Origin of the sequence: Falsiroseomonas sp., from assembly GCF_041690465.1 — a bacterium.
Taxonomy (GTDB): Bacteria; Pseudomonadota; Alphaproteobacteria; order Acetobacterales; family Acetobacteraceae; genus Falsiroseomonas.
This window is the reverse complement of the sequence record NZ_JAWLHG010000063.1, coordinates 1-20,552: the sequence shown is the minus strand read 5'-3', so window position 1 is coordinate 20,552 and position 20,552 is coordinate 1. Positions and strand designations below refer to the sequence as shown.

The 20,552-nt window shown below is 70.3% G+C and carries 16 protein-coding genes, 1 tRNA gene and 2 pseudogenes; 18 read left to right on the top strand and 1 reads right to left on the bottom strand.

What is annotated here, in order from left to right:
• The first annotated feature begins 413 nt into the window (after positions 1-413).
• From ACESM1_RS28325 to ACESM1_RS28295, 7 genes and pseudogenes are all read left to right on the top strand, one after another.
• Positions 414-1,049: a hypothetical protein gene (locus ACESM1_RS28325; protein ID WP_372624577.1), complete on the top strand. Its 636-nt coding sequence runs from the start codon at positions 414-416 to the stop codon at positions 1,047-1,049.
• A gap of 182 nt (positions 1,050-1,231) precedes the next feature.
• Positions 1,232-2,474 (top strand): annotated as a pseudogene (locus ACESM1_RS28320) (phage portal protein).
• Positions 2,467-4,248, top strand: a pseudogene (locus ACESM1_RS28315) (prohead protease/major capsid protein fusion protein); the annotation flags it as partial. The pseudogenes ACESM1_RS28320 and ACESM1_RS28315, both read left to right, overlap by 8 nt.
• Before the next feature lie 28 nt (positions 4,249-4,276).
• Entirely contained in the window at positions 4,277-4,495 is a 219-nt protein-coding gene (locus tag ACESM1_RS28310) for a phage head-tail joining protein (RefSeq protein ID WP_372624576.1), read from the top strand.
• Positions 4,496-4,497: 2 nt separating this feature from the next.
• Positions 4,498-4,830, top strand: a complete 333-nt coding sequence (locus ACESM1_RS28305) for a DUF2190 family protein (RefSeq protein ID WP_372624575.1) — start codon at positions 4,498-4,500, stop codon at positions 4,828-4,830.
• Between the two features lie 7 nt (positions 4,831-4,837).
• Positions 4,838-5,164: a helix-turn-helix transcriptional regulator gene (locus ACESM1_RS28300; RefSeq protein WP_372624574.1), complete on the top strand. Its 327-nt coding sequence runs from the start codon at positions 4,838-4,840 to the stop codon at positions 5,162-5,164.
• Positions 5,161-6,150, top strand: coding sequence for a tyrosine-type recombinase/integrase (locus ACESM1_RS28295; RefSeq protein WP_372624573.1), 990 nt, complete (start codon positions 5,161-5,163; stop codon positions 6,148-6,150). The genes ACESM1_RS28300 and ACESM1_RS28295 overlap by 4 nt, the downstream gene beginning before the upstream one ends.
• An 82-nt stretch (positions 6,151-6,232) precedes the next feature.
• Here ACESM1_RS28295 and ACESM1_RS28290 read toward each other — a convergent pair.
• A tRNA-Ser gene (locus ACESM1_RS28290) sits at positions 6,233-6,322 on the bottom strand.
• Positions 6,323-6,526: 204 nt separating this feature from the next.
• Here ACESM1_RS28290 and ACESM1_RS28285 point away from each other — a divergent pair.
• The 11 genes from ACESM1_RS28285 (at position 6,527) to mazG (ending at position 20,090) form a co-directional block, all read left to right on the top strand.
• Positions 6,527-8,113 carry a DcaP family trimeric outer membrane transporter gene (locus ACESM1_RS28285; protein WP_372624572.1) on the top strand — a complete coding sequence of 529 codons (1,587 nt, stop codon included), beginning with the start codon at positions 6,527-6,529 and terminating at the stop codon, positions 8,111-8,113.
• A gap of 86 nt (positions 8,114-8,199) precedes the next feature.
• A complete protein-coding gene (locus ACESM1_RS28280; RefSeq protein WP_372624571.1) occupies positions 8,200-9,189 on the top strand; it encodes a lytic transglycosylase domain-containing protein in 990 nt (329 codons plus the stop codon).
• An 8-nt stretch (positions 9,190-9,197) separates the two neighbouring features.
• Positions 9,198-10,103: a septal ring lytic transglycosylase RlpA family protein gene (locus ACESM1_RS28275; protein ID WP_372624570.1), complete on the top strand. Its 906-nt coding sequence runs from the start codon at positions 9,198-9,200 to the stop codon at positions 10,101-10,103.
• A 48-nt stretch (positions 10,104-10,151) separates the two neighbouring features.
• A complete protein-coding gene (locus ACESM1_RS28270) occupies positions 10,152-11,372 on the top strand; it encodes a D-alanyl-D-alanine carboxypeptidase family protein (protein ID WP_372624569.1) in 1,221 nt (406 codons plus the stop codon).
• Positions 11,373-11,379: 7 nt separating this feature from the next.
• Positions 11,380-12,015 (top strand): dTMP kinase, encoded by a 636-nt coding sequence (gene tmk / locus ACESM1_RS28265; protein ID WP_372624568.1) that lies wholly within the window; start codon positions 11,380-11,382, stop codon positions 12,013-12,015.
• 87 nt (positions 12,016-12,102) lie between these two features.
• Entirely contained in the window at positions 12,103-14,814 is a 2,712-nt protein-coding gene (locus tag ACESM1_RS28260) for an FG-GAP-like repeat-containing protein (RefSeq protein WP_372624567.1), read from the top strand.
• A 62-nt stretch (positions 14,815-14,876) separates the two neighbouring features.
• Positions 14,877-15,944 (top strand): DNA polymerase III subunit delta', encoded by a 1,068-nt coding sequence (locus ACESM1_RS28255; RefSeq protein WP_372624566.1) that lies wholly within the window; start codon positions 14,877-14,879, stop codon positions 15,942-15,944.
• 29 nt (positions 15,945-15,973) lie between these two features.
• The gene (gene metG / locus ACESM1_RS28250; RefSeq protein WP_372624565.1) at positions 15,974-17,509 is read left to right on the top strand and encodes a methionine--tRNA ligase; all 1,536 of its coding nucleotides are present in this window, start codon (positions 15,974-15,976) and stop codon (positions 17,507-17,509) included.
• A gap of 2 nt (positions 17,510-17,511) precedes the next feature.
• On the top strand, positions 17,512-18,291 hold the full coding sequence (locus ACESM1_RS28245; protein WP_372624564.1) for a TatD family hydrolase: 780 nt from the start codon (positions 17,512-17,514) through the stop codon (positions 18,289-18,291).
• Positions 18,292-18,297: 6 nt separating this feature from the next.
• A complete protein-coding gene (locus tag ACESM1_RS28240; protein ID WP_372624578.1) occupies positions 18,298-19,092 on the top strand; it encodes an MBL fold metallo-hydrolase in 795 nt (264 codons plus the stop codon).
• Positions 19,093-19,289: 197 nt separating this feature from the next.
• Entirely contained in the window at positions 19,290-20,090 is an 801-nt protein-coding gene (mazG, locus tag ACESM1_RS28235) for a nucleoside triphosphate pyrophosphohydrolase (RefSeq protein ID WP_372624563.1), read from the top strand.
• Positions 20,091-20,552: the final 462 nt, after the last annotated feature.

The following is a 20,552-nucleotide window of genomic DNA, read 5'->3' as shown; positions in this document are numbered from 1 at the left end:
AACCACGCTCGCCAGGGAGAAGATCATGCGCCACTGACCACAACAGACACGCCCAACGGCTCGAACAGCCAGCGCCGTCTGTCAGATCAAGTCCTGGCTGATATAGAGACCCTTTCCTGAACTCGCAACGACATCGACTCCACTCTTTTAAGCCCCGAACAGATGAGACCGGTACAGCCGCTGACGCGCCACCCCGGCTGTTCCGAATGCATTCTGAAGCGCGTTCTTACGCGATTAGGGCCGGCCCGCTTCGCTGCGGCCCGGCCCCGTCGCACCAACAGGAGGAAGGAACTGCGCCCTGAGCGTCGTGGGCGCGCCCCCTTGTAGCGAGAGCCGAGCCATCTGGCAATGTGCGTTTGACTGATTCCAGATAGTCGCGTAACGTGTCGGGCATCGGCAAAGGGACGACCGCCATGCAGGACACCGACCACGACACGCCCGCCCCGCTGTTCATGCACGATGACCGATGGCCGACCTTCGCCATCGCCGATGCGGCACGCGAGGCATTCGGAGCCGGTGATCTGGCACTCAATCGCTTCAAGGGCCTCGCGCAGCAACGACTCATCCATGCCGCCGTGAGCGCGCCGCGCGCCCGCGTCGCGGCGCGCTTCGGCCCTGATGGCATCGCTTCCGCGAAGGTGCTGGGCGCACTGCTTGACCTGGGCATCTTCAATCGGGACGTAATGGCAGCCGCTTCGCTCGCGCTCCACTCTTGGGGCGTCGTGGGCACGTGGAAGCCTGGCGATCCCGGCCCGATCCCGACGAACAAGCCCGCGCATCTCGAAGGCGTTCCCGGCACGAACTACCCGATCCGCGCCGCGCTCATGGGCACCGCCAAGGGCGAATGGTGGGTCCTGGCGCTGGACGTGTATCGCAGCGACCAGACCGGCGAGTTCCGCCGCACCGCCGTCGTCTATGACATGGAAGCGGGCAAGCCGCCCGAACCCGAGATGCCCGGCGAGTTCCTTCCGCATGTCTCGGCAACCGTGATGCTCACGCCGCTTCTGCTGCCGCTGCTGCGCCTGTTCGCGAAGCCGCGCGGGAACTGATTTCAGTGAGCCTGTTCGCCCGCATCTTGAACCGCGCCAAGCCGACGAAGCCCGCATGGCTCACGCGCGGCTGGGAAGCCGGCGCGCCCGGCGGGCGACGCTTCGCGGATGGCGGCTTCGGCCCGATCAACGCCGAGACGGGGCTGGCGCAGCACAACCTTCGTCGCCGTGCGCGGCACGCGATGGCGAACAACCCGCACGCCGCCGCAGCGGTCAACGCCTACGTCCCGGCGCTTGTGGGGACGGGCATCCGCCCCACGCCGCAGCATCCGAACGCCCGAACGCGGACGGAACTTTTGGCGCAGTTCGATAGCTGGGCGCCACGGGCGGACCTCGCGGGCGTGCTGTCCTTCCCCGGCATGGAAGCCGCCGCCGCGCGCTCCCTTGTCGTTGACGGCGAGGCGCTTGTCCGCATGGTCACGACGCCCGATGGGTTGCGGCTGCAACTGATCCCGTCCGAACTGCTCGCGAACGAGTCCCGCGAACTCGGGGGCGGCGGCCATCCTCAACGGCGTGGAGTTCGACTCGTCGGATCGCCGCGTCGCCTTCCACATCCATCCGACGAATCCCGCCTTGCCCTTCGCGCACATGGCCGCGCCAGTGCGCGTGCCCGCTGACGACGTGCTGCACGTCTTCCGGCCGCTGCTGCCTGGATAGGCGCGCGGCGTGTCGTGGTTGGCGCCCGTGCTGCTGCGGCTTCACGAACTGGATCAGCTTACCGACGCGCTCACGGTGGGGGCGAAGGTCGCGGCGATGCACGCGGGTTTCGTCGTTGACCAGCACGGCAGCGGCCCGAATCCCTTCGCCACGGGCGACGGCAGCGGGCAGGGCGGCGCCCTGGACCTGAGCCTTGAGCCGGGCACCATGCGCATCCTCCCATCCGGCCTGGACGTGAAGTTCTCCACGCCGCAACAGGCGCAACAGACGGCCGAGTTCGTCCGGCATCAACTGCGCTCCATAGCCGCCGGCCTTGGGCTGCCCGCGCATCTCATCTCGGCGGACCTGACGGAAGCGAACTACGGATCGCTTCGCGCCGGCATGATCGCCTTCCGGCAGGCCGTGGAAGCCGTGCAGCACGGCGTCATCATCCCGATGTTCCTGCAACCCGTCTGGGAACGGCTTGTCTCCCTCGCCGTGCTGCGCGGCGACCTGGACGCGCCCGGCTTCGAAGACGATCCCGCGCCCTACTTCGCCGTGGAATGGCTGCCGCCGCGCGCGCCGTGGCTTGATCCCGCGAAGGACGCCCAGGCGGAAGCGACGATGATCGCCGCCGGCCTCAAGTCGCGTCGGCAGGCCGTCGCCGAACTCGGATACGACGTGGAAGCCCTGGACGCCGAAGCCGCCGCCGACCGCGCCCGCGAACGCCGCCTTGGGCTGGGCTTCGGTGTGCCGCCCGCCCGCACTGAGGGGACGCCCGATGCTTGAGGAAACCATTTCCGCCGACGTGCTGCACCGTGCCGCGACGCTGGCGCCGACGACCTTCGATCCCGATACGCGGACGGTGGAAGTCGTCTTCACGACCGGCGCTGCCGTCGCGCGCCGCGACGCGCGGGGCGCCTATCTCGAAACGCTTGCCGTGGAAGCGGCGGACCTGTCCGGGCTTGTCGGCGCGCCCGTCCTGGACGCGCACAACGCCGGCACCGCGCGGGCCGTCCTGGGCAGGGTGGAGTCTGCCCGCGTCGAAGGCGGCCAGGGCGTTGCCCTGTTGCGCCTGAGCAATGCGGACGACGTGACGCCCGTCACGCAACGCATACAGGACGGGACCCTCAACGCCGTATCGGTTGGCTATCGCGTGCAAGGCTGGCGCGACGGCACAGACGCCCAGGGACGCCGCACGAAGACGGCGATCCGCTGGCATCCCCACGAAATCAGCCTTGTCGCCATCCCTGCCGATCCCGGCGCCCGAGTGAGGAGTCACGACATGCCCGACAACCTGCCGTCGGAAGCGGCGAACGCCGATCCGCCTGAGACGATGACGCGCGCGCAGCGCGTCAAGGAAATCTGGGCGATCAAGAAGACGCACAAGCTGGACCCCGATTGGGCGATCCGGCACATCGCGGACGAATCCGACCTCGCCGATGTGCGCGCCGACGCGCTCAACACGCTGACGCAGCGTTCCCGGACGACCCACGTCCGCGCCCACGTCACGGATGACAGCAACGACGATCCGGCCGTGATCGGCACGCGCATGGCGGACGCCCTCGCGTTCGGCCGCATGGGCGTCCCTGGCGACATGCCCGAAGCCTCCCGCGCCTACGCCGGAATGGGGCTGCACGACATGGCCCGCAACCTTCTCGCCGCGCGCGGCGAGCGCGTCCTGTCCATGTCCGCCGAAGCCGTCCTCACGCGCGCCATGCACACGGGCGACCTGCCGAACCTGCTGCAATCGTCGGGCAACCGCACCCTCCTGGGCGCCTATCAGGCGGCGCTGTCGCCCTTCTTTGCGATGGTCCGGCAGACGACGGCGCGCGGCTTCCGCGCCATGTCGCGCATCCGCGCGGGCGAGATGCCGCTTCTGGAACGGGTCGTCGAGAACGGCGAAGTGACGCGCGGCGACGTGGGCGAGACGGTGGAGTCCTACGCCATCGCCACCTACGCCAAGATGTTCCCGCTCACGCGGCAGGCGATCATCAACGACGACCTGGGCGCCTTCGCCCAGGTGACGGCGATGCAGGGCCGCGCCGCCGCCGAGACGATGAACAACGAAGCCGTCAAGCTGCTGACGCAGGGCAGCGGACTCGGCCCGACGATGGCGGACGGCAATCGCCTGTTCCATTCGTCGCACGGCAACGTGTCGGGCAGCGCGACGGCCGTTGACCCGGCCGGGCTGGCGGCGGGCGTGCAGGCGATGCGCGTCCAAAAGGGCGTTGACGGCAAGTCGCCGATCAACGCGACGCCGCGCTTCCTGCTTGTGGGGCCGGCCCGCGAATACGCGGCGCGGCCGGCCGTGGCGTCCTTCTACCCGGCGACCGCCGCGACGACGAATCCGCTGGCGGGCAGCCTTGAGGTTGCCGTTGATCCGCGCCTCGCGGGCAACCGCTCGTATCTGTTCGCCGATCCGGCCGTGCTGCCAGTCTTCGAATACGCCTTCCTCGCCAGCGCGCCCGGGCCGCAGTTCGAATCCCGGCAGGGCTGGGACGTGCTGGGCATGGAGTTCCGCGTCCATCTCGACTTCGGCTGCGGCGCGCTCGACTGGCGCGGCGCCTACACGACGCGGGCGCCTGACGATGGCGGACCTCGCCGCCCTGCTCGCCCGCCGCGAAGCCCTGGCCGCCTCGCGCGCCAATGCTCCCCGCGTCGTGGTGGACCAGAACGGCGAGCGCGTGGAGTTCCGCAGCGATGCGGAAATCGCCGCCGCCATCGCCTTCCTTGACCGCGAGATTGCGGCAGCCTGCGCGAGCGCGCCCGCCACGACGATCCGCTTCCGAACCTCGAAAGGACTCTGACCATGCGCAACCACGTCCAGCCCGGCGACAACATCACCGTGCCCGCCGCGCCTTATGCTGTCCCGTCCGGCGGCGGCTGCCTTGTGGGCAGCCTGTTCGGCGTCGCGTCCGGTCCCGCCGACAACGCCACCGAAGTGGTCCTCGCCACGCGCGGCGTCTTCCGGCTCAACAAGCTGACGACGGATGACTTCTCCATCGGCGAGCCGGCCTTCTGGGACGACACGAACAAGCGCGTCACAACGACGGCGACGGACAACACCCGGATCGGCGTCGCCGTCGCCGCCTCGCCCGCTGGCGTGGCGACGGTGGACGTGCGCCTCAACGGGTCCTTCTGAGGCTCCCATGCCCCGACGCCGCGCCACCATCGCCGAAGGGACCGCGCCCGCCGCGCCCGTCCAGGCGGCGGGCGGCGGCGCGGCGTCGTGGCCGTTCCCCGGCGTGTTGCCGCTCAACCTGTCCCGGGAGGAGGCCGCCAGATATGTCGGCGTCAGTCCCCGTAGCTTCGATGCTATGGTTGAGGCGGGCGAGATGCCCAGGCCCATTCGATGGGGCGGGCGTGTCATGTGGCGGCGGCGCGATATCGAGATGGCGAACGACCGCCTGGGGGCGGGCGACGACGACGCGACGAATGATTGGGACCCGCCGCAATCGCGAGGCGCAGCGCCGTGACCCGAATCAAGCTGGATTTCGTCCAGGCGATGAAGGACCGGCACGGGCGGATGCGCTACTACTTCAGCCGCAAAGGCTGGGCGCGCGTGACGCTGCCCGGCGCGCCCGGCTCACGCGAGTTCATGGAGGCGTATCAGGCTGCGCTGGCGGGCAAGCCTGAGCCGGTAGGCGCGACGCGCGCCGCACCGGGCACGATGGCCGCGTTGAGCGGCGCATGGCGCGTCACGCGGATGGAGAAGGACCACGGAGACAAGCGGTTTGCGCACCTTCAACCGAAGCATCTGGTGAGGCTGCGCGACGATATGGCCGCGACGCCCACCGTCGCGAACCGCGTCCTCCAACTGCTGCACCAGATGATGCAGTTCGCCGTTGAGCGCGGACTCGTCCCCGCGAATCCAGCCCGGGACGTGCGCAAGCTGCCCCACAAGACGGACGGGCATCACTCCCGGACTGACGACGAAATAGCGAAGTTCAAAGACCGCCATCCGCTGGGCAGCCGCGCCCGGCTAGCCCTCGCGCTGTTGCTCTACACGGGGCAGCGCCGGAGCGACGTGATCCGCATGGGCCGGCAGCATGTGCGCGAGGGGCGCATCGCGGTCGTTCAAGAGAAGACCGGCACCCGTCTTGAAATTCCTATGCGTTCCGGACTGACGGAAGCGATTGAGGCGATGCCGGCCGTGCATCTGACTTACCTCACGACGGAGCAGGGTAAGCCCTTCACCGCCGCCGGCTTCGGGAACTGGTTTCGCGAACGCTGCCAGGAGGCGGGATTGCCCGTGGGCTGCACCGCCCACGGGCTGCGGAAGGCAGCGGCGCGGCGGCTGGCCGAAACCGGATGCACCCCGCACGAGATTGCGGCGATCACCGGCCACCAGACGCTTCGGGAGGTTGAGCGATACACGCGGGCAGCCGATCAGGCCCGGCTCGCGGATGAAGCGACGCGCAAGGTCGCGCGCATCGGGGACCGAAAGCGGAACCCCGAATAGAGAGCGAGTGTCAAACCGGGGCAAACGGTTTGACACTCGGAGGGTCTAACTACTTGAAAGGAAAGGGCTATGTTGACGCAGGTGGCGGATGGGGTGGGATTCGAACCCACGGTGGGCTTGCACCCACGGCGGTTTTCAAGACCGCTGCCTTAAACCACTCGGCCACCCATCCGGCGCGCGCTTTTCCTACCGCGTCGCGACTCGCACGGCCAGCGGGTGCGGCGCGCTGCCGCACCACTCACTGCACCGGTGCATCACCATACCAAAAGGCGAGGGTGAAACCCGTGGCTCAATGGTGGGACGCTTCGTCCTGTCGTTCGCGTACGGCAGCCGGTTACATTTCCGATGGCGTGCATACGCGGAAGGAAGCGGTTTCATGCGCATCGGCATGGGTCTCGCCATCATGACGCTGTTCGCCGGCGCCAGTTCGGCCGCGGCGCAGCAGCCGACGATCGAAGACCTGATGCGGCGGCTTGACGCCCTGCAGCAACGCGTGAACGAACTCGAGGCCGAGCGCCGGCGCCCGCGCATCGCACCCGCGCCGCCACCCGCAGCAGCCCCGCGGCGCGGCGCGACGCGCACCGCCCGACCGGACACGACGCCGGAGGTGCCGCCCGTTGCCGGTGGGCCACCACCCGAACCGCCCCCCTCCCGGAGCCCCGAGGTGGTTCGGGCGGAGGTGGACGAGGCGCTGCGCGGCAGCCTCGATGGTCTCTCTATGCGGGTCCCGAACACGGATACGACCGTGCGGCTCTACGGCTTCGTCCGCCTAACCGGCTATTATGACTTCGACGCCCGCAACCAGACCGATGCGGCCGCCGTGCAGGGCATCCCGCTCACAGGCAGCCGGGCCGCCGGGCAGCAGGGCGGCGGCGACATCACCGCGCGCGGATCGCGCGTCGGTGTGGACACCCGCACCGAGACGGCGTGGGGCCGGCTCGACACCACGGTCGAGGCGGATTTCCGCGGCGAGATATCCCCGGGCGGCGACCTTGCCTTTCGGCTGCGCCTTGCCTTCGCGGAACTCACCCGCGGCGACTGGAGCTACCTGATCGGGCAGGCGAACAGCCTGTGGAACGAGGGGCTGATCGAGGCCTTCCACGACGCGACCAATCTCAACCAGTCCTTCATCCGGCAGGCACAGCTCCGCGCGACCCACCGGTTCGACCAAAACTGGACGCTCGCAGGCTCGATCGAGGCGCCCTATGGCGATATCACCACGGTCCGCGGCCCCATCTTCGGCCCGGGGCGCCTCGATGGCGGCGCCAGCCCAGTCTTCGACCAGATGCCGGACTTCCTGGCGCGGCTGACCTACCGCGATGGAAGCACCGAAGCCGTGCTTCGCGGCCTCGTCCGGCGCATCGGCGTGGACACTGACAACACCACGCTGCAGCCCGGCGGCGACGACTCCACCCTCGGCTGGGGCCTCGCGGCGCATGCGCGGCTGCCGGTCGGCGCCGCCATCCCCGCGGTCGGGCGGGACGAACTGACGGTCATGGGCTATTATGGGCAGGGCATCGGCCGCTACCTCGCGGGGAACAGCTTCGGGCAGGGCGCGGTGACCAACTTTGGCGTGCCCTCGCTGCTCGAATACAGCCTGGACGCGGTGCCGAGCTATGGCGGGCTCATCGCCTACCGCCGCTTCTGGAACGACACGCTGCGCAGCACCTTCTCCTACGCCTATGCCCGCCAGGACTTCCCGGACAGCGCCGACGCCTTCGCCCCCGGCACGCTCGGCGCGCTGGCGCTGAACCGGGAGATGCAGCAGGTCATCGCCAACATCGTCTGGAGTCCCTTCGCCGATCGCCCGACACAGCGCCAGCCCTTCGGCTGGCTGGATCTCGGGCTGGAATACGTGTTCAGCCGGCGCGATCTGGAGAACGGTGCCGGGGCAACAGGCGGCAACGGCATCGGGCACGGCATCGCCAACCGGATCGTCGCCTTCGGGCTCGTCAGGTTCTGAGCCGCCGCCCCGGAGGAGGGACGTATCCGCCGCAGTCGGACGAAGGTGCGTTGCGGGCGTGCTGCCGGCTGTGGCATCCATCGCCCATGCTCCGCACCCGGCGACAGACCGCGCTTGCCACGCTCGCTGCGTTCACCACGACGCTCCTTGGCCTGCAGCCGCGCCAGTCGCAGGCGGCGACGGAGAGCTTCGACGCCTTCCTGAATGGTGTGCGCGCCGATGCCCGGCGCGCCGGTGTCTCGCAGGCGACGCTGCAACACGCGCTCACGGGCATCCGCCCGAACGAGCGCGTTCTGGAACTCGACCGGCGGCAGCCCGAGTTCACCCAGACCTGGGAGCAGTACCGCGATGCCCGCCTGTCCGAGGCGCGAATCGAGGGCGGCCGCCGCGCCTATGCCGAGAACCGGGCGACGCTGCAGGCGGTGCAGGCCCGCTTCAAGGTCACGCCGCGAGTCGTCGTGGCGATCTGGGGGCTGGAGACGAACTACGGCGGGTTCACCGGCAATTTCAGCGTGATCCAAAGCCTGGCGACCCTGGCCTGGGACGGGCGCCGCGCCGCCTACTTCCGCAACGAGCTGATCGCGGCGCTGAAGGTGCTGGAGGGCGGGCATGTCTCGCCCGACCGGATGCGCGGCTCCTGGGCCGGCGCGATGGGGCATCCGCAATTCATGCCGTCCAACTTCGACCGGCTGGCGGTGGACATGGACGGCGACGGACGGCGCGACATCTGGGGTAGCCGGCCCGATGCGCTCGGCTCCATCGCGCATTACCTCGCCCGCTCCGGCTGGCGGGAGGAGGAGCTGTGGGGCAGGGAGGTGACGCTGCCCGCCGGCTTCAACCCGGACGAGGCGCGGCGGGACAACACCAAGCCGCTGCGCGCCTGGGCGAATGCCGGCTTGCGCCGGGCGGATGGTGCGCCGCTGCCCGCGCTCGACCTGCCGACGGCGATCCTGCTGCCGGGCGGCGCCGGCGGGCAGGCCTTCGCGGTCTATCCGAACTTCAACGTCATCCGCCGCTACAACCCGTCGAACTTCTATGCCCTCGCCGTCGGGATGCTGTCCGACCGCGTGGCGTGACCGGCGCGATGCACCAGGAGCTGGCACGGCGCGGCCTTGCGCTGCTCGCGCTCGGCGCGCTTGCCGGCTGTGCGCGGCGCAGCCCGGCGCCGCAGCCGCGCTACATGGTGGGCGAGCCCTATCGGCTTGGCGGCGTGTGGTCCTATCCGCGGGAGGATTTCGGGCTGGTGCAGACCGGCCTGGCGGCCGTCGCCGCCGACCGCCGGGCCGGGCGGCGCACGTCGAATGGCGAGGTCCACGATCCCGCGCTGCTCACCGCCGGCCACCGCACCCTGCAGCTCCCCGCCATCCTGCGCGTGACCAACCTGGAGAACGGGCTGACGCTGGATGTGCGCGTGAACGACCGCGGCCCGCCTCACCCGGGCCGGGTGGTGGAGCTGTCGCGCCGCGTGGCGGAGCTGCTCGGCATCCGGCCCGGCGGCGCTGCGCAGGTGCGGATCGCCGTGGTCCAGGAGGCGAGCCGCGCGCTGGCGGCCGGCCTGCCGGACCCCGAGACGCCGCGGCTCGACATTGCCGCCGCGCCGCTTGGCGCAGTGGAGCGCGAGGACCTCGCCCCGCCGGCCGGCGCCGTGCAGGCGCGCAACCTCCGCGAGGCGCGGCCGGTGGCGCGCGCCGCCGCGGGCCCGCCGGCGGCCGAGACCGCATCGGCGGTGCCGCAGCGCCTGCCGGAACAGGTGACGCGCGGCTTCGCCCAGCCCGGCCGTCTGTTCGTGGAGGCCGCGACCTTCGGGCGCCGCGACCTTGCCGAGCAGCAGGCGGCGCGCATCGGCGGCCGGGTGGAAGCGATCGGCCCGCGCGCGCGGCAGAGCTTCCGGGTGCGCATCGGCCCGCTCGCCGGGGCGGCGGAGGCTGATCGGGCGCTTGAGGGAACGCTGCGTGCCGGCGTATCCGAGGCACGGATCGTGGTGGATTGAGCGCGAGTCGCGGCCGGTTGCGCCGCGCGCCTTCCAGGGGGGATTGTGATGCGCCGTCGTGACATCATGCTGGCGGCCGCGGGGCTCTCCGCTGCGCCGGCTCTCGTGCAGCCCGCCCTGGCGCAGCAGCGCCCGGCGCGCAGCATCCCCCGCGGCGCCGCGCCGCGTCCGGCGACGCCCGCCGCCTCGCCGGCCGACAGCCCACTCGGCCCGGTGGATACGCAGGCCCGCCAAGCCATCATGGTGGATTTCGAGACCGGCGCCGTGCTGCTCGAGAAGAATCCGGACGAGCGGATGCCGCCCTCCTCGATGTCGAAGCTGATGACGATGTACGTGGTCTTCGACCTGCTGAAGCAGGGCCGGCTGCGGCTAGACCAGATGCTTCCGGTCAGCGAGCGCGCCTGGCGCATGGGCGGCTCCAAGATGTTCGTCGAGGTCGGCAATCAGGTGAGCGTCGAGGACCTCTCGCGCGGCGTCATCGTGCAGTCCGGCAATGACGCCTGCATCGTGCTGGCCGAGGGGATCAGCGGCTCCGAGCAGCAATTCGCCGAGCTGATGAACGAGTACGGGCAGCGCATCGGGCTGCGCGACAGCACCTTCCGCAATTCGACCGGCTGGCCCGATCCCGAGCACCGCATGACGCCGCGGGACCTGGCGACGCTGGCGCGGCGGATCATCATCGATTTCCCGGAATACTATCGCTACTATAACGAGCGCAGCTTCCGCTGGAACGACATCAACCAGCAGAACCGCAACCCGGCGCTGGCCCGTGTCGCCGGCGCCGATGGCCTCAAGACCGGGCATACCGAGGAAGCGGGCTACGGCCTCACCGCCAGCGCGATCCGCGGCGAACGGCGCCTGATCCTGGTGGTGAACGGCTTGCCCTCCATGCGCGCGCGTGCGGAGGAGAGCGAGCGGCTGCTGGAATGGGGCTTCCGCGAGTTCGACAACGTGGTGATGTTCCGCGCCGCCGACACGGTGGAGGAGGTGCCGGTCTATCTCGGCGAGCGCGCCACCGTGCCGCTGGTGGCTGGCCGCGACCTGGTGCTGACCCTGCCGCGCGCCTGGCGGCGCAGCCTGCAGGCGCGGGTGCGCTTCGACTCGCCGGTGCCGGCGCCGGTCAGCAAGGGGCAGGAGCTCGGCAAGCTGTTCGTCTCCGGCCAGGGCGTGCCGGAGATGGAGGTTGCGCTGATCGCCGGCGCCGATGTGGACCGGCTGGGCTTGATCCCGCGCATCCCGGCGGTGATCGGCAGCTGGTTCGGCGGCTGAGGCGGCCTTGGCCCCCGGCCGCTTCATCACCTTCGAAGGCGGGGAGGGGGGCGGCAAGTCCACCCAGGCGCGCCGGCTTGCCGCATGGCTCTCGGCGCAAGGCGTCCCGGTGCTGCTGACGCGCGAGCCCGGCGGCTCGGCCGGCGCCGAGGCGATCCGCGCGCTGCTGCTGGAAGGCCAGGGCTTCGACCCGGTGGCCGAGGCGATGCTGATGTTTGCCGCGCGGCGCGAGCACGTGGTCGCCACCATCCGCCCGGCGCTGGCGGCGGGCATGTGGGTGGTCTGCGACCGCTTCGCTGATTCGACCCGCGCCTATCAGTGCCACGGCCAGGGCGTGCCCGGGGAGGTGTATCGGCGCCTCGCCGATCTGGCGCTGGAAGGTCTCTCGCCCGACCTCACGCTGATCCTCGACATCCCGCCGGAGGCCGGCATGGCGCGGGCCGCCGCGCGCGGCGTGGCGGCGGACCGCTACGAGCGGCTCGATGCCGGCTTCCACGCCCGCGTGCGCGCCGGCTTCCTGGCGATCGCGGCGGCGGAGCCGGCGCGCTGCGTCGTGCTCGATGCGGCGCATCCCGCCGATACTGTATTCGCTGGGATTCGGCAGGCCTTCGCCGCAAAAATAGGACTCGACGCAAGTATCTGATCAGCGCGAGAGTTATCGCGCCAAGGGCGGAACGTTGCGCGAAGGGATTTGCGCTCTCCTGGCCCGATGGCGGGAGGAAACGCGCGGATGACCAGCGGCGACGATACCGTCAACGGCAACCCCTGGGCCGACACGCTCGCCGGCCTTGGCGGCAACGACCTGATCTACGGGTTCGAGGGCGATGACTCGCTGGAAGGCGGGGATGGGGCGGACACGCTGGTCGGCGGCAGCGGCGCCGACACGCTGCTGGCTGGCCCGGGGCGGGATCTGGTCAGCTATGCCGGATCCGCCAACGGGGTGACGGTCGTGCTGACCTCCGGCCTCGGCTTCGGCGGCGACGCGACGGGCGATGTGCTGATCGAGATCGAGGACGTGGTCGGCAGCACGCAGGAGGACAGCCTGGTTGGCTCGGACACCGGCAATTGGCTCGATGGCGGCGCCGATGCGGACACGCTCGATGGCGGAGCGGGCGCCGACACCTTGATCGGCGGAGATGGCATCGACCTGATGCTGGGCGGTGACGGCGACGACCTGCTGTTCGGCGACGCCAATGCCGATCCCTTCAGCGCCGACCGTATGCTGGGCGGCGCAGGCACCGACACCGTCTCCTACGCCGATGCGGCCGACACGCTGGCCGGGGTGGGGGTCGGCGCCTCGCTGGTGGAAGGGGGCTTTGCCGGCGGCGCGCTGCAGGATGTCTATGTCGGCATCGAGAACCTCACCGGCAGCACGCTGACGGACACCCTGGTCGGGAATGGCGGCGACAACCTGCTGTCCGGCCTGGCCGGGAACGACGTGCTTGCGGGGCTGAATGGCGCCGACACGCTCGTCGGAGCGGAGGGGGCCGATTCCCTGCTCGGTGGCAACGGCAACGACCTTCTGCAGGGCGGGCCCGGTGCCGACACCATGCGCGGTGGCCCGGGCGACGACGTCTACGAAGTGGATGCGGCCGGGGATCGCAGCCTGGAGAGCCGCAACGCCGGTTTCGACCTGGTGCGCAGCACGGTGAACTTGACGCTTGCGGCGCATCTCGAGGCTCTGGTCCTGCTCGACGGCGCCACCACGGGCACAGGCAACGGGCTCGACAACCTGATCACCGGCAATGTGCTCGCAAATGTCCTGACCGGCGGTGCGGGCAGCGACACGCTGGTCGGTGGGCTCGGCCCGGACACGCTGCGCGGCGGGAACGGCAACGACCGGCTGGAAGGCGGGCCCGGCTTCGACAGGCTCGAGGGCGGCTATGGGTGGGATGCGATCGTCTCGCCCTTCCTGCTAGGCGAGGTCCTGCTGCAGCGCCTGCCCAACGGCCTGATCCGGATGACGGATCCGCTCGCCTTCGACACGTTGGTCTCGATCGAGGCCTTCGACCTTGGCGGGACGCTGTGGAAGGTTGCGCCGGCGGTGATCCCGATCGGCGCGGCCACTCCCTATGATGTGCGCACGACGCGCTTCGACGGCACGGCAGGCAGCCTGTTCGGCCAATCGCTTGGGAGTGGCGATTTCGACGGCGACGGCTTCCGCGACCTGGTGATCGGTGCGCCCGGCAGCGGCGGGGGCGATGGCGGCGCCTGGGTTGTCTGGGGGCAGGCTGGGGGCTTCGGCTCCAGCTTTGCGTTCGGCGACGGCTCAGTGCGCTTCATCGGCGGGGCGATCGGCAGCGGCGGCAATGCCGGCAGCTTCGTCGGTGGCTTCGGCGACATTGACGGCGACGGCTATGAGGATTTCGGCATCGGCTCGCCGCTGCTGCCCTTCATCGAGCAGCAGGGCGTCGTCACGAACACGGACGGCATCGTCTCCGTTGTGCGGGGGCGAAGCCGGTCCGACTTCGGTACCACGGACGGATCCAGCAACTTCATCGCCGACGGCACCAGCAACACCGTGCTGCTCGGCGAGACGACCGTCACCGGCTCCGTCGGCGGTGTCGGCACCGGCGTGGGTGACCTGAACGGCGACGGGCTGGCGGACATCGCGGTCGGCGGCGAGGCGGGGCCGGGCTATGTCTCGATCCTGCTCGGCGGCACCAGGCGGTCGGCACAGATCGGGCTCGACGCCACCGACGGCTCCGTCACGCGCATCAGCACCGGGCTGCTGGGAATCGACCAGGGCACGGCGCTTGGCGGCGGCGGCGACATCAACGGCGACGGCTTCGACGACCTCGTGGTCGGCGCGCGCGGGGTGAATGGTGGCGCCGGCGGAGCCTGGGTTCTGCTTGGCAAGGGTTCGGGCTGGGACACGACACAGGCGCTGGGCGGCGCCGGCTTCGTTACGGTGAACCCGACGACGCTCGGCGACTCGCTCGGCGCCGCGGTGACCGTGATCGGCGACTGGAACGGCGACGGCTTCGACGATTTCGCGCTCGGCGCTCCGGGCAACGATGGTTTCCGCGGGTCGGTCTTCGTCGTGCTCGGCCGGCCGAGCTTTGCGAGCCCGCTGAACCTGGCCACCGATCCGCTGGTCGTGCGCTTCAACGGGATCGAGGTGATGGATCACCTCGGCACGCGGCTGAGCCGGGCGGGCGACGTCAACGGGGACGGGTTCGACGACCTGCTGGTCGCCGGCCTGAACGGAGAGGCCGTGCTGGTGCTGGGCCGGGCAGCGAGCGGCGCCTCGACGAATTCGATCGCGGCGCCCGGGGTGATCCGGTTCGAGGGAAGCAACGGCCTGTTCGGGACTTCGGTGTCGGCGGCGGGCGATGTGGACGGGGATGGGCTGGACGACCTGCTCGTCGGGCAGGCCGGGTTCGGCTTCGATGCCGGCGCGGCCTGGATCATCTACGGCGACCACTGGCTCGGCATCTGATCCCCCGCTTCCGGCCCGCGCTTCCAGATGGGACAATGCGGGCCATGCGGGGGATACCCTAGATGGCGCGCGCGCCGCGCGCAGCGGTGGTGGAGGTCGAGCTTGACGAGGACCATGCGGTCCGCGGCAGTCCCGACCTGTTCGGCCATGCGCAGGCCGCTGCGACGCTGGAGGCGGCGGCACGCTCCGGCCGGCTTCCTCATGCCTGGCTGGTGGCCGGCCCGCCGGGAATCGGCAAGGCGACGCTCGGCTACCGCTTCGCCCGCTGGCTGCTGGCCGGCGGCGCCGAGCGGCCCGCCGAACCCGGCGCGCCGCCGCTGCACCTGCCGCCGGAACACCCGGTCTTCCGCCGTATCCTCGCCGGCGCCCATGCGGACTTCGTGGCACTGCGCCCGGAAGCCGGCGATGGCGTGAAGCGGACCATCCGGGTGGACCCGGTGCGCAAGGCGATCCATGCACTCTCGCTCACCGCCGCCGAGGGCGGCTGGCGCTTCGTGCTGGTGGACCAGGCCGAGGCGATGCGCCCCGAGGCAGCCAACGCCCTGCTCAAGACGCTGGAGGAGCCGCCGCCGCGGGCGGTGCTGATGCTCACCACCGCAGCGCCCGACCGGCTGCTGCCGACCATCCGCAGCCGCTGCCGGCGCCTGCAGCTCGCGCCGCTCGACCAGGCGGCGATGGCGGCGGCGCTGCGGCACCTTCGCCCGGACATGCCGGAGGGCGACCGCGCGCGGCTCGCCGCCATGGCCGAGGGCTCGCCGGGCCGTGCGCTGGCCCTGGCGGAAGGCGAGGGGCTGGCGATCCAGGCGCTGGTGGAGGAGGCGCTGGCGGGCCTGGCCTCCGGCGACCGGCGGCGCTGGCACGGCCTCGCGGATGCGGTGGCGGCGAAGCGGGACGGCAGCGCCTTCGCCACCTTCATGGCGCTGCTGCGTCGCGAGATCTCGGCCGCCGCGCGCGGTGCCGCCGCCGGGCAGGGAACCCCGCCGCCCTGGCTTGCGATGCGTCCGCTTGCCGAGTGGTCCACCCTGTGGGATAGCCTCGGCCGCCTCGCCGCCGAGACGGATGTGCTGAGCCTCGATCGCAAGCAGGCCGTGCTGACCGCCCTTGGCTGGCTCACCCCGCCGCGGCGCTGAGCCTGCCGCGGCAGACCCGGAAGACCACCGTGCCAGATCGCCGGCCCTGCTTCATCACCACGCCGATCTACTACGTCAACGACCGGCCCCATATCGGCCACGCCTATACCTCGCTGGCGGCCGATGTGCTGGCGCGCTGGCGGCGGCTGGAGGGGAGGGAGGTCTTCTTCCTCACCGGCACCGACGAGCACGGGCAGAAGGTGGAGAAGGCGGCGCAGGATGCCGGGATGGCGCCGCAGGCCTTCACCGACCAGGTGAGCCAGCATTTCCGCGATCTGGCGGCAACGATGGGCTTCTCCATCGACGACTTCATCCGCACCACGGAGGAGCGCCACAAGCGCGCCTGCACCGCACTCTGGGAAAAGCTGCTGGCGAATGGCGAGATCTATCTCGGCCATTACGAGGGCTGGTACGCGGTGCGCGACGAGGCGTTCTATGGCCCGGACGAGCTGGTGGAGCGCGACGGGGTGAAATACGCCCCCTCCGGCGCGCCGGTCGCCTGGGTGAAGGAGCCTTCCTATTTCTTCCGCCTGTCGAACTGGGCGGATCGGCTGCTGGCGCATTACGAAGCGCATCCGGACTTCATCCTGCCTGCGAGCAGGCGCAACGAAGTGATTGCATTCGTTAAATCTGGCCTGGGTGACCTCTCGATCAGCCGCACCTCCTTCAGCTGGGGCGTGAGGGTGCCGGGGGACGATGCGCATGTGATGTACGTCTGGCTCGACGCGCTGACGAACTACATCACGGCCGCTGGTTATCCCACTGATCCGGAAGCATTCGGCAAGTGGTGGCCGGCCGATATTCACTTCGTCGGCAAGGATATCCTGCGCTTTCACGCGATCTACTGGCCGGCCTTCCTGATGGCCGCCGGCATCGCCCCGCCACGGCGCGTCTTCGCGCATGGCTGGTGGACCAACGAGGGACAGAAGATCTCGAAGTCGCTCGGCAATGTCATTGATCCCGTTGCTCTTGTGGCGGAGTTCGGGCTGGATCCGATCCGCTACTTCCTGCTGCGCGAGGTGCCGTTCGGGCAGGATGGCGACTTCTCCCGCAGCGCGCTGATCGGGCGGAACAATGGGGAACTGGCGAATGCGCTCGGGAATCTTGCAAACAGAACGCTTTCGCTGATCCAACGGAACTGCGATGCGAGGCTGCCGGAACCTGCTGCGCGGGCACCTGGCGATGCCACGCTGGGCGCGCTGCTGGACGGGCTGCCCGGGCAGGTCGGCGCGCATCTGGACCGGCAGGAATTCCACCTCGCACTGGAGACTGTGATGGCCGCGGCGCGAGAAGCGAACGGCTACATCACCGTCGAGGCGCCCTGGGCACTGAAGAAGACGGACCCGGTCCGCATGGCAGTGGTGCTGCGCCACCTGCACGATGCGCTGCGCGTCTTCGCCACCGTGCTGCAGCCCTTCATGCCGGACACCATGGCAAAGCTGCTCGACCAGCTCGGCGTACCGAAGGAGGCGAGGGGCCTCGGCGACCTCGCCGCGCCGCTGCCCGGTGGCCTCGCCCTGCCGCCGCCGGCGCCGCTCTTCGCCAAGATCGAGGTCGCCGCCTGACCATGCTTGTGGACAGCCATTGCCACCTGGACCATTTCCAGGGGCAGGAGCAGGCGGATGTCGTCGCGCGGGCCAAGGCCGCCGGCGTGACGCAGATGGTCACCATCGGCACCCGGCTCGGCGAGCAGGCGGCGACGGTGCGGGAGATCGCCGACCGCTACGAGGGCGTCTTCGCCACCGTCGGCATCCATCCGCACAATGCCGGCGAGCGTCCGGTGCCGGCCGTGGAGGAGATCCTGCGGGAGGCCGACCATCCCAGGGTGATCGGCATCGGCGAGTCCGGGCTCGACTACTTCTATGACAAGGCCCCGCGCCCGGTGCAGCAGGAGGGTTTCCGCGCCCACATCGCCGCCGCCCGCGCCTCCGGCCTGCCGCTGGTGATCCATGCCCGGGACGCCGATGCCGACATCGCCGCCATCCTGGAAGACGAGACGGGGAAGGGGGCCTTCCCCTTCCTGCTGCACTGCTTCTCCTCCGGCGCGGAATTGGCGCGCACCGCCATCCGGCTCGGCGGCTATGTCTCCTTCAGCGGGATCCTGACCTTCCCGAAATCCGAGGAGAACCGCGCCATCGCCGCGGAGATGCCGGCCGACCGGATTCTGGTGGAGACCGACAGCCCCTACCTCGCCCCCGTGCCGCTGCGCGGCAAGCGCTGCGAGCCCGCCTATGTGGCGCATACCGCCGCCAGGCTCGCGGAGGTGCGCGGCATGGGCATGGCGGCGCTGGCCGAGCTCACCACCGGCAATTTTCACCGTCTGTTCCAGCGGTCCCAGGCGGCCTGAACGGTGCTGCGGGTCACGCTACTCGGCTGCGGCGGGTCGAGCGGCGTGCCGCAGATCGGCGGGCCGGACGGGCGCGGCAATTGGGGCGCCTGCGACCCGGCCGAGCCGCGCAACCGCCGCAGCCGCAGCGGCGCGGTGATCGAGGACGCGGCCGGCCGACGGCTGCTGATCGACGCCGGGCCGGACCTGCGCAACCAGCTGCTCGCCGCTGGCATCGGCCAGGTGGATGCCGTGGCCTTCACCCATACCCATGCCGACCACGTCATGGGCCTGGACGAGCTGCGCATCATCAACCGCAACCGCCGTGCCGCGCTCGACGCCTTCGGCAGCTATCTGACCCTGGCCGAGCTGCGCAGCCGCTTCGGCTATGCCTTCCACCCGCCGCCGCCGCAGGGCTTCTTCCGCCCCTCGCTGACCCCGCGGCCGATCGCGCCGGGGGAGGTGGTGGAGATGGCCGGGATTCCCGTGCGGGTGATCCGCCAGGACCACAAGGTGATGGAGACGCTTGGTTTCCGCGTCGGTCGCTTCGCTTACAGCACCGACCTGGTGGCGATGCCGCCCGAGAGCTGGGCGGCGCTGGAGGGGCTGGATACCTGGGTGGTCGGCTGCTTCCAGCGCCAGCCGCACCCAGTGCACGCGCATGTGGCGCTGGCCTGCGAATGGGCCGCCCGCCTGAAGCCGCGCCGCACCGTGCTCACGCATATGGGCTTCGACCTGGACTGGGCCTGGCTCCGCGCGAACCTGCCGCCGGGGATCGAGCCCGGTCATGACGGGCTGGTGCTCGAGGTGCCGGGGGCCTGAGCCAGGGATGTCCTGGCCGCTTTCCACGGCCTTCTCCACAGGCCTGTCTTTTCCATAATATATCTTATACGGCAAACATGAATGTGGACAAGCGTTGGGGAAATCCGCGGCGCCGGGGCCGCGGCGTCCGGCAGCTTGTCCCCGCCCCCGCCGCCTGCGATGCAGCGCCACCCCGCCCGGAACCACCAGAGGCCCGCATGACGAACCCGGAGACCGCGCTCGCGCGCCTGCTCGCCATCATGGCTCGGCTGCGTGCGCCGGATGGCTGCCCATGGGACCGCGAGCAGAGCTTCGCGACCATCGCGCCCTATACGATCGAGGAAGCCTATGAGGTGGCGGACGCGATCGCCCGCGGCCCGGATTTCAGCGCACTGCTGGACGAGCTCGGCGACCTGCTGTTCCAGGTGGTCTACCACGCCCAGATGGCGTCCGAGGCCGGACATTTCGGCTTTGCCGAGGTAGCGGAAACCATCAGCAACAAGATGCTACGCCGCCATCCTCATGTATTCGGGGAGGCCGCTTCGCGCTCCGCCGAGGCCCAGATCAGCGCCTGGGAGGCTCAGAAGGCAGCCGAGCGGGCCGCCAGGGCCGAGACCGGAACGCTGGCCGGCATCCCGCCCGGCCTCCCTGCCCTCACCCGCGCCCTCAAGCTGACCCGCCGTGCCGCCCGGGTCGGCTTCGACTGGCCGCATGCCGGGGCAGTGCTCGACAAGCTCGAGGAGGAATCCGCCGAGCTGCGCGCGGAATTGCCGGGCGCCGACAAGGCGCGGCTGGCGGACGAGGTCGGCGACCTGCTCTTCGTGCTGGCGAACCTCGCCCGCAAGCTGGACCTCGACCCGGAGGCCTGCCTGGCCGGCGCCAATGTGAAGTTCGAGCGCCGCTTCGGCGCGGTGGAGCGCCAACTGGCCGCGGACGGCAAGGCGCCGCAGGACGTGGACCTCGACGCCATGGAGGCCGCCTGGGCCGCCGCCAAGGCCGAGGAACGCGGCCAGGGATGATCCTGCACAGCCCTTTGTAAATCGGATTTACAACACCGGACCCATGCGCCCGCCCGTGTAGTAGTACTACTCCATCGCTTGTAGCGCGACGCAATACGCCGCGAATCGTATGCGGCGGGCAGGGAAAGAAACAGGAACAGACGTCCCGTTCAGCCCGGCGGGCTGCGCGCGGGACGTCAACGGTCAGGAAAACGGGGGCGGCTGTGCCCTCCCCTGCCCCCTCCGGGGCCGCGCGCCGGGTAAGGCGGCATGCACGAATTCGGGCGCTTTGCGCCCTCAGAAGCCGGCGCGCCTCAGGCGCTTGGCTTCGTCACAGGCATGCGTTCCGCATGACGCGGGCCGTCGGTCAGAACGCGGACATGGCGCTCTAGGTCCTGTGGACTCTCAGGATTCCCCATTTGATTGAGGCATGATTCAAGGCTGTTCTGTGCGATGGGGGCGGCCTTGGCGGTGCTGGATCGG